General features: G+C 65.7%; 8 protein-coding genes and 1 riboswitch. Of the genes, 2 read left to right on the top strand and 6 right to left on the bottom strand.

All coding sequences use genetic code 11. The features are described 5' to 3' along the window. The first annotated feature begins 179 nt into the window (after positions 1–179). Entirely contained in the window at positions 180–2,051 is a 1,872-nt protein-coding gene (locus HY57_RS06075) for an ATP-binding cassette domain-containing protein (RefSeq protein WP_019465371.1), read from the top strand. Positions 2,052–2,085: 34 nt separating this feature from the next. On the opposite strand, the gene HY57_RS06070 is transcribed toward HY57_RS06075, so the two are convergent. From HY57_RS06070 to HY57_RS06060, 3 genes are all read right to left on the bottom strand, one after another. Further along, positions 2,086–3,054, bottom strand: a complete 969-nt coding sequence (locus HY57_RS06070) for a glutathione S-transferase family protein (RefSeq protein ID WP_019465372.1) — start codon at positions 3,052–3,054, stop codon at positions 2,086–2,088. Positions 3,055–3,122: 68 nt separating this feature from the next. Further along, positions 3,123–5,828, bottom strand: coding sequence for a phosphoenolpyruvate carboxylase (ppc, locus tag HY57_RS06065; RefSeq protein WP_019465373.1), 2,706 nt, complete (start codon positions 5,826–5,828; stop codon positions 3,123–3,125). A 723-nt stretch (positions 5,829–6,551) separates the two neighbouring features. Then, positions 6,552–9,053: a S9 family peptidase gene (locus HY57_RS06060; RefSeq protein WP_019466298.1), complete on the bottom strand. Its 2,502-nt coding sequence runs from the start codon at positions 9,051–9,053 to the stop codon at positions 6,552–6,554. Between the two features lie 251 nt (positions 9,054–9,304). Then, a riboswitch (S-adenosyl-L-homocysteine riboswitch) is annotated at positions 9,305–9,392 on the top strand. 40 nt (positions 9,393–9,432) lie between these two features. Between HY57_RS06060 and ahcY the strand changes: the two genes are divergently transcribed. Then, complete coding sequence (gene ahcY / locus HY57_RS06055) at positions 9,433–10,866, top strand: adenosylhomocysteinase (RefSeq protein WP_019466297.1); 1,434 nt, start codon at positions 9,433–9,435, stop codon at positions 10,864–10,866. Positions 10,867–11,007: 141 nt separating this feature from the next. Here the strand turns inward: ahcY and HY57_RS06050 are convergent, their stop codons facing one another. Genes HY57_RS06050 through HY57_RS06040 form a run of 3 tightly spaced genes read right to left on the bottom strand, consistent with a single transcriptional unit; the run spans position 11,008 to position 14,331 of the window. After that, entirely contained in the window at positions 11,008–11,733 is a 726-nt protein-coding gene (locus tag HY57_RS06050) for a sulfite exporter TauE/SafE family protein (RefSeq protein WP_019466296.1), read from the bottom strand. Further along, a complete protein-coding gene (gene ccoS, locus HY57_RS06045; RefSeq protein WP_019466295.1) occupies positions 11,723–11,929 on the bottom strand; it encodes a cbb3-type cytochrome oxidase assembly protein CcoS in 207 nt (68 codons plus the stop codon). The genes HY57_RS06050 and ccoS overlap by 11 nt, the downstream gene beginning before the upstream one ends. Continuing rightward, positions 11,926–14,331: a heavy metal translocating P-type ATPase gene (locus HY57_RS06040; protein ID WP_026034103.1), complete on the bottom strand. Its 2,406-nt coding sequence runs from the start codon at positions 14,329–14,331 to the stop codon at positions 11,926–11,928. Before HY57_RS06040 ends, ccoS begins: the two co-directional genes overlap by 4 nt. Between the last annotated feature and the right edge of the window lie 2 nt (positions 14,332–14,333).

Raw genomic sequence — 14,333 nt, 5'->3', positions numbered from 1 at the left:
AAAGGACTTTTTTCTGAAGGTCGCCACTTTTTTGTCTGAAAAAGCAACGACCTTGCCATGCTCCCTCCACACGCTGCCGACCCGTTCACACCCCGGCATGTGACCCTATCGGCAGCCGGCCACGGTCATTGAGCACGCCCCGGCATGGGCAGGGGCGACACATCGCCTAAAATGGCCGGATGTCTCTTATCCAACTCCAGCGCGTCGACTTCAGCATCGGCGGCCCCCTCCTGCTCGAACACGTCGACCTTTCCATCGAGGTGAACGAGCGCGTGTGCATCGTCGGTCGCAACGGCGAAGGCAAATCCACCCTGATGAAGCTCATCGCCGGCGAACTGAAAGCCGACGATGGCGAAGTGCGCGTGCAGAACGGCGTCGTCGTCGCACGCATGGCACAGGAAGTACCGCAGGACACCGCCGGCAGTGTGTTCGATGTCGTGGCGCAAGGCCTGGGCGATCTCGGCCAGTTGCTCGCGCGCTATCACCACCTGCTCGCCGAAGGCGACATGGATGCGCTCGGCGACGTGCAGGCGCAGATCGAAGCGCAACACGGCTGGGATCTCGATCGCCGCGTCACCGACGTGCTGACTCGCCTCGAGCTTCCTGGCGATACCGATTTCGCCGCGCTGTCCGGCGGCATGAAGCGTCGCGTGCTGCTCGCGCAAGCGCTGGTGCGCAAGCCCGACGTGCTGCTGCTCGACGAGCCCACCAACCATCTGGACATCGAAGCCATCGGCTGGCTGGAAAACTTCCTGCGCCAGTTCGAAGGCAGCATCGTGTTCATCACCCATGACCGCAGCTTTCTCCGCGCGCTCGCCACGCGCATCGTCGAGATCGATCGCGGCCAGCTCACCGACTGGCCGGGCGACTACGACAACTACCTGCGCCGCCGCGAAGAGCGCCTGCATGCCGAAGCGCAGGCCAATGCGCTGTTCGACAAAAAGCTCGCGCAGGAAGAAGTGTGGATCCGCCAGGGCATCAAGGCCCGCCGCACACGCAACGAAGGACGCGTGCGTGCATTGAAAGCGTTGCGCGTGGAGCGCTCGCAGCGACGCGAGCTGTCCGGCAACGTGAAGATGACGCTCGCCAACGCACAGGCGTCCGGCAAGAAAGTGATCGACCTGGAACACGTGCACCAGGGTTACAGCGGCCGCGTACTGATTGGCAACCTCAGCACCGCGATCATGCGTGGCGACCGCGTCGGCATCATCGGTCCCAACGGCGCGGGCAAGAGCACGCTGCTGAAGATCATGCTCGGCGAACTCAAGCCGGAACGCGGCCATGCCGCGCTCGGTACCGGCATCCAGATCGCGTACTTTGACCAGCACCGCGTGCAGCTCAACGACCAACTCAATGCGCTGGACAACGTGGCCGAGGGCCGCGAGTACATCGAGCTCAACGGTACGCGCAAACACATCATCGGCTACCTGCAGGATTTCCTGTTCTCGCCGGAACGCGCACGCGCGCCCATCACGCGGCTGTCCGGCGGCGAGCGCAACCGCCTGCTGCTGGCCAAGCTGTTCGCGCAGCCGTCCAACCTGCTGGTGATGGACGAACCGACCAACGACCTCGACGTGGAAACACTCGAACTTCTCGAGGAATTGCTCACCGAATACCAGGGCACACTGCTGCTGGTATCGCACGACCGCGAATTCCTCGACAACGTGGTGTCGAGCACGCTGGTGCTCGAGGGCGACGGCAAGATCGGCGAATACGTCGGCGGCTACACCGACTGGCTACGACAGCGCCCCACGCTCACCGCAGCCACCGCCAAGCCCGCGGAAGCGAAGGTTGCCGCCACCGCTGCGGCGACACCCGCCACGACGGAGGCCAAGCGCAAACTCAGCTACAAGGACGCGCGCGAACTTGAACAACTGCCAGCACGTATCGAGGCACTGGAAGCGGACATTGCCACGCGTACCGAGGCGATGAACGATCCCTCGTTCTACCAGCAGGACAGCGGCGCCATCGTCAAGGCCAATGAAGCGCTCGCGCAGGTTCAGGCTGAACTCGAGCGCGCCTACGAGCGCTGGAGCGAGCTGGACGGCTGAGGAAGGGGACGCCGGGTGGCGTCCCGGATCGAGTTCACGTCGACACGGCCTGGAGATGCGGCGCCATGACATACGGCATGGCCCGTACGCCGCTAAACCAGCGCAAGCGCAGATAGCCCGGCCATGCCTTCATCAGGCTCAACGAATTGACCGGATGTTGATCATTCACGGCGGCACGCAGCGGTTCATCGCGAACCGCTGGCTCCGGAGAAATCGACGTCAGCCAGCTCACCCGCCCCAACATGCGCCCGCTCCGCTGGCGCTGCGCGGCGATCAGTTCTTCATAAAGCAAAGGCCGGTCTCGGCCGTGCGATCGAAATAAGCGGTCTTGCCAGGCAAACAGCCCCTGCAAGCGCGGGTGGTGACTGAAATGCGGCACGATGCGCAGCGGCCGCAGCAACGAGGCCAGCGTGATATCCGCGGCGGTGAATCGATGCCCCAACAAGAAAGGCATGCGCTTCAGCCGTTCGTCCAGCGACAGCAGCAATGACTCCAGCTGTTCGTAGAGGCGATCCTGGCGATTGCGATCGAAGCGAAACCGCCGGATCAGCATCATGCCGAGCACGGGAGCGGCGAGGTTGCGCCAGCCGCGCCGCGTGAACAACCCGCGGCATACCTCCGGCATGAACAGGCGTGCCAGTACCTGCGGGCACTCCATGATGAGTTGCGTATAACCGAGCCGTCGCGCGAACAGGCCGAGCGTGGAATCCAGCCGAAGCATCCATTGCCACGCCTCTTCGCGTTCAGCGGGATCCTCGGAAAGCAGCGGCCGCTCAGGATAGGTCTCATCCAGATAGCGGATGATGGGCGAGGAATCGCTGATCGCCGTGCCGGTGTCCGTATCATGGATCAGGGGCACCGTCTGCGCGCAGGAGAAGCGGCGCATCTCTTCCTTCTTGTAGGCCACAACATCAATGGCCTTCCATGGCAGCCCCTTGTAGTCCAGCGCCCAGCGCACCTTTTCCACGTAGTGCGACCATCGCAACTGATATAGCTCGATCATCCCTGCGGCTCCCTGGCTGGATGTTCCATCCATGGGGACCCGCAGGGGATCATTCAATCCTGCGATGCTCAACCCGTGTTCTGCAGCCCCTGCGACACACCATTCACGCAGGCCACCAGCGCCGTGAGCAAGGCCTCGTCGCCTTCCCCGCCCTCGCGCCAGCGCCGGAGCAGATCCACCTGCAGCAGGCTCATCGGGTCGACATAGGGGTTGCGCAAGTCAATCGACGTCGCCAGCCGTGGCTCGTTCTGCAGCAGGCTGTCGTTCTGCTTCAGGCGCATCAGCCAGTGGCGCGTGCGCTCGAACTCATCGCGAATGAGCCCGAAGAACGGTTCGTGCAGCGGGCCCGCCAGTGTCGAGAATGCTTCGGCGATACCCAGGTCGCACTTGGCCAGCACCATCGACACGTCGTCGAGCATATTGGCGAAAAATGGCCAGTCATACGCCATTTCCGACATGGCGGCCTCGCCGTATTCACTCACGCCGAATTCGAGCGCGGTACCCAGCCCGTACCAACCGGGCAGGATCGAGCGGCACTGCGTCCACGCGAATACCCAGGGGATCGCGCGCAGATCCTGCACACCCCGCATACTGCGCCGGCGCGACGGACGGGAACCCAGGGTCATGCGCTCGATCACGTCGATGGGCGTGGCGGAACGGAAGTAGTCGACAAAGCCCTCGCGGTCGACGAAGGCCCGGTAATGCTCGCGGCTGCGCGCGGACAAGCGGCTCATGCGATCGCGCCACAGGTCCTCGCGCGGCTCGTGCATGCGGGGCCGCAATGAGGCGCGCAGCACCGCGCCCACCGTCTGCTCGAGATTGCGCAAGGCAAGCGCTCGGATGCCGTACTTGCGATGGATCACTTCACCTTGCTCGGTGACGCGCAATACGCCGGCCACCGAACCGCGCGGCGAAGACAAGAGCGCTGGCGTGATGCGCGCGCCGCCGCGACTGGCCGAACCGCCGCGGCCATGGAAGAACGACAGCCGGACACCGGCCTCCGCCGCCACTTCCAGCAATTCCACCTGCGCACGCTGAAGGCCCCAGCGCGAGGCCAGCGTGCCGCCGTCCTTGCCGCTGTCCGAATAGCCGAGCATCACCCACTGACGGTTGCCGCGCGACGCGAGGTGGTCCCGATAGACCGGATCGTCCAGCAAGGCGCGCAGCGTCGCGGGGGCGTTGGCCAGGTCATCCACGGTCTCGAATAGCGGCGCCACATCGAGCGGAACGCGGCCGTTTTCGACAAGCCCGCCGTAACGCGCCAGCGCGAGCACCGCGAGCACGTCCGCCGCCGATCGCGCCATGCTGATGATGTAGAGGCCCAGCGAGGACGTACCGTAGCGTCCGCGCGCCTCGCCCATCGTGGCGAACACGTCATGCAGCGAGGCGGCGGTGGCATCACCGCTGTCCTGCAACGCGTCCTGCCCGCCAGCATAGGCACGCAACCGTGCGGCACGCTCCGCCGGGCTGCGCGACACCCATTCGGCGTCCCCCAGCAGCTGTGACAGCGCGTCGTCATGCACACGCGAATCCTGCCGCACGTCCAGCCGCGCCAGGTGGAAGCCGAACGTGCGCACGCGCCAGATCAGGCGGCGCACGGCATAGGCACCGGCGTGCAGGCCCCGGTGGTCGATCAGGCTGACCGCGACCAGATGCAGGTCCTCGAGCAACTCGTCGACCGAGGTATAGCCTTCCGGATGATCGTCATCGTGCGTTGCCTCCAGCCGCGCGCCGATGATGGTGAGCAGGCTGCGGTACGGCATGTCGGCATGGCGCGGACGCACCTTGGCCGCCGCTTCGGGAAAGCGCACGCGATAGTCGAACAGGCGGTTGGCCAGCGCGCTGCCGATGGGAACACGGTCCTCGGTCTGGCTGAGCAGGCGGGCAAGGCCGGCGATGTCCTCGATGTAATGCTCCAGCACGTGGGCGCGCTGCGTGGACAAGCTGGCCGCAATGGTGGCGGCGCCGACGTTGGGGTTGCCATCCATGTCGCCGCCAACCCATGTGGCAAAGCTCAGCAGGCGCGGGATGGGTACGGCCACGCCGTAGACCGTCTGCAGTGCGTCAGCCAGCGATTCGTAGAGCGCCGGGACAATGCGATAGATCGGATTGGCGAGATAGAAGCCGACGTGGTGGTGCTCGTCCTGCACGGTGGGGCTCACGGCGGACGCCTCGGCCGTCTGCCAGCCCGCGCTGAGCGCCATGAAGATGCGGTCGTCGTCTTCCTTGCGCTCTTGCGGCGTGCGCGTGGGGTCGAAGTTGTCGACCAGCGCCCGCACGATGGACTGTTCTTTTTCCAGCAGCGAGCGGCGCACGGCTTCGGTCGGATGCGCCGTGAAAACTGGTTCCACCTGTAACCGTTCCAGCCATTCGATCAACTCGCCCGCTTCCACGCCCTGCGCCTTCAGACGCGTAAGCACGTCCAGCAGGGATTCGGGCTGCGGCGCGCCGCCCTCGCGCTGGTAGTCGCGGCGACGACGGATGCGATGGATGCGTTCGGCGATATTCACCGCCTGGAAATAGGTGGCGAAGGCGCGCGCCAGCGACTCGGCCTTGTCCGTATCCAGACCGGTGAGGAGGCCGCCAAGTACGTCCAGCGGCGCGTTTTCCACGCGGCGTTCGATGGCGGCAGTGCGGATACGCTCGACTTCGTCGAGGAAAGCAGGGGAAATCTGCTCGGCCAGCATATGCCCGACCAGGGTGCCGAGGCGGCGGACGTCTTCGCGCAAGGGCGCGTCATGCGGAGCGAACTCAGGACTGCGGTGCTGGTTCATCGATGCCACGGTGCGGATGTCTGGACGTCCAAGACTACCCCAAGCGGAGCGGATTTGTGCAGCGCGGCAAAAAGAATCGACCGAGGTCCGTTGCCTTAGCCAACGAGGCCCAACCTCCCGCCACGTGCGACCGCCTCACCTACCCCGTCATTCCGGCGAGGGCCGGAAACTAGAGCCAGAGGATCTGGTTTTCGCAAACCCGACCAAAGACCGAGGCCCTGGATTCCGGCCTGCGCCGGAATGACGAGCGTGGGCGTGGCGCAAGGTCGAGAAGGCGCGCAAGAAAGATGGATGACGCTGTCCGTTGCCATCAACGACCGTAGGCACCTCCAGGCACTTGCCGCACGCCCCCCTATAACCGTCATTCCGGCGCAGGCCGGAATCCAGAGCGACAGGATCTGGTTTTCGCGAACCCGACCAAAGACCGAGGCCCTGGATTCCGGCCTGCGCCGGAATGACGAGTGTGGGGCTGGCGCAAGGTCGAGAAGGCGCGCAAGAAAGATGGATGACGCTGGCCGTTGCCATCAACGACCGTAGGCACCTCCAGGCACTTGCCGCACGCCCCCCCCTATAGCCGTCATTCCGGCGAAGGCCGGAATCCAGAGCCACAGGATCTGGTTTTCGCGAACCCGACCAAAGACCGGGGCCCTGGATTCCGGCCTGCGCCGGAATGACGAGCATGGGCGCTGCGCAGGGCTGCGCAGCGCCGCTCAGCGGCCTTCATCAAGGCGAAGCGCTTTGCTTCTCCACTGTCCCAGGCTTCGCCTGCTTCATATACGTCTCCAGCCAGCTATTCATCTCCGCCAGCATCTGCATGATCGATTCACGCGCGCGATAGGCATGCGCTTCGTTCGGCAGCAGCACCAGCCGCGCGGTGCCACCCAGGCCCTTGATGGCGGCGTACATACGCTCGCTCTGGATCGGGAAGGTGCCGGAGTTGTTGTCCTGCTCACCATGGATCATCAGCAACGCGTCCTTGATGTCACCCGCGTAATTGAATGGCGACATGGCGTTGTACACGTCCATCGCCTGCCAGTAGTTGCGCTCTTCCGACTGGAAACCGAAGGGCGTCAGCGTGCGGTTGTAGGCGCCGCTGCGCGCGATGCCGGCCTTGAACAGGCGCGTGTGCGCGAGCAGGTTGGCGGTCATGAACGCACCGTAGGAGTGGCCACCCACCGCGATGCGGTTGCGATCGGCCACGCCACGGCGCACGACCTCATCCACCGCCGCCTCCGCGCTGGCGACCAGCTGCGGGATATAGGTGTCGTTGGGTTCCTTGCTGCCCTCGCCCACGATCGGCACGGCGAAGTTGTCCAGCACGGTGTAGCCCATGGTGAGGAAGGCCTGCGGGCCCCAGTAACTGATGCGGTTGAAGCGGTACGGGGAATCCCTGACCTGGCCCGCTGCATCGGCGGATTTGAACTCGGCCGGGTACGCCCACATCAGCATCGGGCGCGGGCCATCCTTCTTCGGATCGTAGTGGGGCGGCAGATACAGCGTGGCGGTAAGTTCCACGCCATCCTTGCGCTTGTAGCGGATCTGCTCCTTCTTCACGTCCTTCAGTTGCGGCAGCGGATTGGGGAAATGAGTGAGCTCGCGCAGCTTGCCGTTGCCGGCGAGGTCACGCACGTAGAAGTTGGTGGGCTCGGTGGGCGATTCGCGCGAGATCAGTGCGCGCGTGCCTTCCACGTCCAGCAGCACCTGCGGGTCTTCGAAGTACGGCGCCTGCGACTGGAACAGCCGTGTGCTCTGGCCGGAGGCAAGGTTGACCCGGTCGATGAACGGCCGGTCGCCTTCGGGCGATGCGCCCTGGCCGAGGCGATAGATGCTCTGTCCGTCCGCGGTGACGACGAGCCGCGACTCGCCATGCTCGTCCAGCATCGTCGCTGGCTTGCCGGGGTCGCGGTAGCGGTCTTCGGAGGAGCCTTCGCGCACGAGCACCGGTGCCTGCACGGGCTGGTCGGGCGCCACGCGCCATTCCTTCACGTGGCGCGTCTTCCACCAGAATTCATTCACCAGCGCGAGGCTGCCATTGGCCCAGTAAGCGCCGGCGTAGCGGCTGCCCAGCTTGGCCAGCGTCACCGGAGCGCGGTCGAACGGTGCTGCCTGCATCTGCACGATGTCACGGATGTCCGCCTGCCGCGCGGGATCACCGCCATCCTGCGCCTCGGCCCACACCAGCGTGGCCGGTGCATCGGTGCGCCAGTCGATGTCGCGCACACCGGTGGGTACGGCGTCGTTGCCCGTGGGCAGACCCTCCACCAGCGGTAGATGCGCAATCTCCTTCACCAGCTTGCCGTCGCGGTCCAGCACCTCGATGCGCTGCGGGAAGCTGTCCACCGGCACCAGATAGGAGAACGGGCGCTCCACGCGCTGGCGCAGCAGGTAGCGGCCATCGGGCGACGGCGCCATCGACAGCGTCAGCGCCGGCTCGCCGAGCGTGGTGACCTTGCCATCGAGGTCCACCAGCGCCGACTGCGAGCGGAGGTAGTGCTCGAAGAGCTTCGCGTCGTTCTCGTCGTGCAGCATGTCCTGATAGGTACGGATGGCCTTCACGCCGCCACCTGCCTGCGTCTGCTGCGTGTCCGGACCGGTCGGGATGATGCTGGCGATCGGCGCCGCGCCCTGCCCCTGCGGCTGCAACTGCACGAGCAGCTGCTTGCCGTCGGGCATCCAGCGATAGCCACGACCGGCCACGGTGTTCAGCGGCAACGCGATCAGGCGATGCGCGGAACGTGCCGCCACGTCCACGATCCACAACTCGTTGGTGCCGGCGCGCGCATCGACCTGGTTGAAGGCGAGGTAGCGTTGGTCGGGCGACCATGACGAGGTGGCGATGGACAGCGGCTGCGGCAGGCCCTGCAGGCGAATCTCCTTGCCAGTGGCCACATCCATCAGCCACAGGTCCGTGCCGAACACGAAGCGGCTCTGCGCATAGGTGCGCGGATTGATGCGCAGGCCGGCGAGCTTCAGCTCCGGCTGCGCGACCACATCGATGCCCGGCAGTGCCGGCGTCTGGGTCAGCGCGAGCAGGTCGCGATGTGGGCTGATCGAGAGCTGTGGCGGACGCGGGGCATCCACCAGGGCCTGCAGCGGCGCAGGCGGCGTGAGATAGCCGGAGGCAGGCGCGCTGACAGGTGCCTTGGGCGCCTGATCGGCCAGGACTTGCGGAGAAACGGTCAGCAGCAGGCCGACCAGTGCGAAGCATCGGAGCGACATATCCATGTGAGGGGACCCCTGTGTCGTAATACTTTGCGACATTAACCCTTCCAAGCCCGGCCTGACCCCGCCATCAGTCATGGGTCGAACTGAACTACCCCAGGGCCGGGAGCCTGTTCAAAATCTCGCGTCAACGTTCGTTTTCCTCACCGTCATTCCGGCGAAGGCCGGAATGACGACGGATGGCAAGAATGGAGATGTTGAACAGGCTCCGACAGGCCACGAAACCATCATCCGAGAACGCTATACTTCAAAATCCCGTCGAGGGGCGCTGCGACCGCGGCTTCGTGCACCACGAACCCGGCCAGGCTCGACGGATTTCATTTGTAACGGCGCCCGGCCAACGATGCGACTTTCTCGGTCGCAACAACCGGAGCTAAGCCACATGAACGCAGTCACCAAGGATTCCGCCTCGCAGGATTTCAAGGTCCGCGACATCTCCCTCGCCGACCTGGGCCGCCGCCGCATCCGCATGGCGGAAGAGGAAATGCCGGGCCTGATGCAGATCCGCGCCCGCTACTCCAAGGAAAAGCCGCTGAAGGGCGTGCGCCTTTCCGGCTCCCTGCATTGCACCAAGGAAACGGCCGTGCTGGCCGAGACCCTGCGCGAGCTGGGCGCTTCGGTGCGCTGGGCCTCGTGCAACATTTTCTCCACCCAGGACGACGTCGCCGCTGCGCTGGCGGCCGGTGGCCTGCCGGTGTTCGCCTGGAAGGGCGAGACGCTGGAGGAATACTGGCAGTGCACGCTCGACATGCTGACCCACCCGGGTGAGCTCGGCCCGCAGCTGATCGTGGACGATGGTGGCGACGCCACCCTGTTCATTCACAAGGGCGTGGAGCTGGAAGACGGCAGCGACTGGGTCAACACCCCGAGCGGCAACCACGAAGAGCAGGTCATCAAGGATCTGGTCAAGCGCACCGAAGCCGAGCGTCCGGGCTGGTTCAAGAAGATCGCCGCCGAATGGAAGGGCGTCTCGGAAGAGACCACCACCGGCGTGCATCGCCTGTACCAGCTCGCCGAAGCCGGCAAGCTGCTGGTGCCGGCCATCAACGTCAACGACTCGGTGACCAAGTCGAAGTTCGACAACCTGTACGGCTGCCGCGAGTCGCTGGCCGACGGCATCAAGCGTGCGACCGACCTGATGGTCGCCGGCAAGGTGGCCGTGGTGTGCGGCTACGGTGACGTGGGCAAGGGTTGCGCCCACTCGCTCAAGGGCTTCGGCGCCCGCGTGATCGTGACCGAGATCGACCCGATCAACGCGCTGCAGGCCGCGATGGAAGGCTTCCAGGTCACCACCATCGAAGACACCTTGGGCATCGGCGACATCTACGTCACCACCACCGGCAACAAGGACATCATCACGCTGGAGCACATGGCGGCGATGAAGAACAACGCGCTGGTGTGCAACATCGGCCACTTCGACAACGAGATCCAGATGGATCGCCTGAACGCTGCCAAGGATGTGTCGCGCGAGACCATCAAGCCGCAGGTGGACCGCTACACCTTCGCCAAGAGCGGCCACAGCATCTACATGCTGGCCGAAGGCCGCCTGGTGAACCTGGGCTGCGCCCATGGCCACCCGAGCTTCGTGATGTCCAACAGCTTCTCCAACCAGACGCTGGCCCAGCTCGACCTGTGGGCGAACAAGGACTTCTACGACAAGACCGTCTACCGCTTGCCGAAGAAGCTGGACGAGGAAGTGGCCCGCCTGCACCTGGAGCAGATCGGCGTGAAGCTGACCAAGCTCACCCCCGAACAGGCTGCCTACATCGGCGTGCCGGTGGATGGCCCGTACAAGCCGGATCACTACCGCTACTGATCGCACCTTCGGGTGAATCGAAAAGGCCGCCGCAAGGCGGCCTTTTTTATGGTCGGGTTTTATGGTCGGGTCGGTCGCGCACGAGTGCGCTCTTACAGAGAGGCCCGCCCCATGGAGGAGCGCACTCGTGTGCGACCCGCCTCACCGAGCCACCGGCCCACACCCCAACCATCCCATCAGCCCATGCAACGACGGCACCTGCATCAACCACGGCGCCGCCATCGTGATTACACCAGCGACCAGCACAAACGCCGCCGCACCCTGTCTTGCCCCGGTGCGCTGCATCCAGCGCCCTACGCGCGCACCCGACCACGTGAGCGGGACCATCACCACCCAGGTGCCCATGCCGAAGACCGCCAGGATGAGCGCCCCTTTTGCCGCGCTCGCCTGCAGCCAGGCCGCTGCCAGCATCGTGGCGCTGAGGCCACAGGGCATCCAGCCCCACAACATGCCCGCGGCGATGCGTCGTGCCACGGTGTTGGCCGGCAGCACGCGACGCTGCAGAGGTTGTAGCCAACGCCACAGATGCACGCTCGACCGCCCCAGAAAGCGAAGCCGCCCTTTCTGGTCCAACAGGCGCAACGCGACGAGCACCAGCACCAACCCCATCGCCACGCGCGTGGCGATAACGAGCACCTGCCATTCGAACAACCGCAACACGCCGTCGCCCATGCCGCCAACCAGCGCACCCGCCAGCGCATAGCCCAGCACGCGCCCCGCGTTCAGCTGCACCGAGGCAGCCAGACCATGCCGGGGCGACCACATCGAAAACCCCGTGGCGATCCCGCCGCACATCGCAGCGCAGTGCACGCCGCCTAGCAGGCCACTCAACCATGCCGCCGACAACGCAAGCAGATCAATCGGCATGACGACCGACACCGTGGATCGCCTCGCGCGTCTTCAAGGCGGGTGAATCGCCGGCTCGCTCGTCGTCATGAAGAATGTCCAACGCTGGCGTATCCATGTCGTCGAACTGTCCCTTGCGAACGGCCCACACGAACGCGCCGATGGCGAACGCGAGCAACATCAGGCTCAAGGGAATAAGCATGAGAAGGATGATCATGACGCCGCCTCCACGCCTGTGTGTCGCATCAATCGCAGCGCGTTCGCCGTCACGGTAAGCGACGACAGCGCCATGCCGAGTGCGGCGAGCGCCGGCGTCACATGGCCCGTCATGGCCAGTGGAAGCGCGAGCAAGTTGTAGCCTACGGCCCAGGCAAAGTTCTGCCGGATCACGCGTTGCGTACGACGCACCAGGCGAATGGCCGCCGGAATGCGCTGCAGCGACGGCGATGTCAGCACCATGTCCGCGGCCTGCTGGGCTAGCGGCGCGCCTTCGCCCATGGCGATGGCGATATCCGCACCGGCCAGCACCGGCGCATCGTTGAGCCCGTCGCCCACCATCGCGACCACGCGCCCTTTCGCCTGCAGTGCACGCACCAGCGCCAGCTTGTCCTCGGACGATTGCCGTGCATGCGCCTCGGCGAGCGACAGCCTGCGCGTCAGGCGCTCCACCGCACGGACGCCATCGCCACTGGCGAGATGAATGTGCAGGCCAAGGTCACGCAAGGTGGCCAAGGCCTCCGCAGCATGTGGTCGAAGCACTTCCTGCACGCCAAACCAGGCCACGGCACGCTGGCCGTCGCCCAACCAGAGCTGTCCATCGTCTTCACCGCCAGCGGCGAACGATGCGCGGCCCAACTTCCAGACCCGGCCTGCGATGCAGCCGGTAACGCCATGCCCCGTCACCTCGCGCATGTTCTCTACCTGCAGCGACGTGGGCACGCCGGCGAAGGCCTCGGCGATGGGGTGACGGCTGTCGCGCTCCAGTGCCGCGGCCATCTCCAAGGCCAACGCCGGATCGAAGCCGTCGATGGTGCCCATGTCGCTCACGGCCAGCTGCACGCTGGTCAACGTGCCGGTCTTGTCGAATACCACGTCGGTGACGCGGGCAAGGTTTTCCATGCTGCCCGAGCGGACCGACAGCACGCCCATGCGCGCCAGCGCACCATGGCTGGCCGCCAGCGCCGCCGGAACCGCCAGCGACAAGGCGCATGGGCAACTCACCACCAGCAGGGACAACGTGACTTCGAACGCGCGTGCCGGATCATGCATGCGCCACAGCGCATAGACGGCAATCGCCAGCACGATGAGCACGGTGACGAACACCCGCCCGATGCGATCGGCCACGCGCGCCAGCGGCGGTCGCTGGGACTGCGCCTGGTCGACCAGCCTTGCCAGGTGGGACAAGCGCGTCGCACTGCCCACCTGCGTCGCCCGAATGCGCGCCGGCGTGTCGCGGCAAGTGGTGCCTGCGTAGATCGTTGCGCCCCGCATTCGGCTCACCGGCCGTGATTCGCCGGTCAGCAGGGCTTCCTCGAAGGAAGCATGCGCATCGAGCAGGCAGCCATCGACCGGAACCACCTCGCCCACGGCCACGCAGACGACATCGTCCGTCGACAACGATGCCACGGGCACCATGGCGCGGCTGCCATCGGCGAGCTCCCTGGCCGCGAGCATGGGCCTCGCCCGCGCCAGCGCGTCCACCTGCGCGCTGGCGACACGACGGGCACGCTGTTCGAGCAGCCGGGCGGCAAGCAGCAGGAAGACGAACATCGTCGCGGCGTCGTACCAGACCTGCGCGCCACCGCGCAGCGTCTCCACCACGCTCGCCAGATAGGCCAACAGCGTCGATATCGCGATCAACGTATCCATGCCGGGATGCCGCTGCCGCAGCTCGCGCCAGCATCCCAGCAGGAAAGGCCAGCCCGCGTAGAACACCACGGGCGTGGCGACCAGCAAGGCCACCCAGCGGAAGAAGTCGCGCGTAGCGCCGGCCATGTGATGGCCGAAGTCCAGGTACAGGGCCTCGGAGAACATCATGGTCTGCATGGCGCCCAGGCCGGCCACGCCAAGCCGCACCAGCCACCGGCGATGTTCGGCGACGCGTTCACGCTCACGCTCAGCGCCGGTGGCCAGGTACGGCCGGTAGCCGAGCATGGCCAGTCGCGCGAGCAAGGCCGACAACGTCGTCCGTGCCGGATCCCAGCTGATGCGGATGCGCCCGGTCACGGCATTGGCACCCGCTTCCAGTACGCCGGGCTCCGCATGCAGGGCGCGATCGATCAGCCAGGCGCAGGCGGCACACCGCATGCCATCGGTCAGCACAATGATCTCGAGGCCGCCAGGCACAGGCACGGCATGATCGCCGAGCAGATCCCCGCGATCCCAGCCCGAGAGGTCCGGCACGTCGGCCACGCGCGTTGCCGGAACGCTGCGCAAGCGATAGTAGTCACCCAGTGCCGATTGCCTGATCCACTCCGTCGCCGCGGCACAGCCATGACAACAGAAGGCTTGCGACTCACTCGCCACGTCGACCCGTACCGGCGACTGCGGCAAGGCTTCACCGCAGTGGTAGCAAACCAGGACGCGGCCCGGTGCGCCGATGTCAACGACAGCGTCCACGA

Source organism: Dyella japonica A8 (assembly GCF_000725385.1).
In the GTDB taxonomy this organism is placed as follows: Bacteria; Pseudomonadota; Gammaproteobacteria; order Xanthomonadales; family Rhodanobacteraceae; genus Dyella; species Dyella japonica_C.
This window is presented reverse-complemented; position numbering and strand designations above follow the sequence as displayed.

Excerpts from the sequence above, each read along its gene's own strand:
- ppc (WP_019465373.1), bottom strand. The coding sequence starts at position 5,828 with ATGAACCAGCACCGCAGTCCTGAGTTCGCTCCGCATGACGCGCCCTTG.
- HY57_RS06060 (WP_019466298.1), bottom strand. The coding sequence starts at position 9,053 with ATGGATATGTCGCTCCGATGCTTCGCACTGGTCGGCCTGCTGCTGACC.
- HY57_RS06050 (WP_019466296.1), bottom strand. The coding sequence starts at position 11,733 with ATGCCGATTGATCTGCTTGCGTTGTCGGCGGCATGGTTGAGTGGCCTG.
- ccoS (WP_019466295.1), bottom strand. The coding sequence starts at position 11,929 with ATGATCATCCTTCTCATGCTTATTCCCTTGAGCCTGATGTTGCTCGCG.
- ahcY (WP_019466297.1), top strand. The coding sequence starts at position 9,433 with ATGAACGCAGTCACCAAGGATTCCGCCTCGCAGGATTTCAAGGTCCGC.
- HY57_RS06075 (WP_019465371.1), top strand. The coding sequence starts at position 180 with ATGTCTCTTATCCAACTCCAGCGCGTCGACTTCAGCATCGGCGGCCCC.
- HY57_RS06070 (WP_019465372.1), bottom strand. The coding sequence starts at position 3,054 with ATGATCGAGCTATATCAGTTGCGATGGTCGCACTACGTGGAAAAGGTG.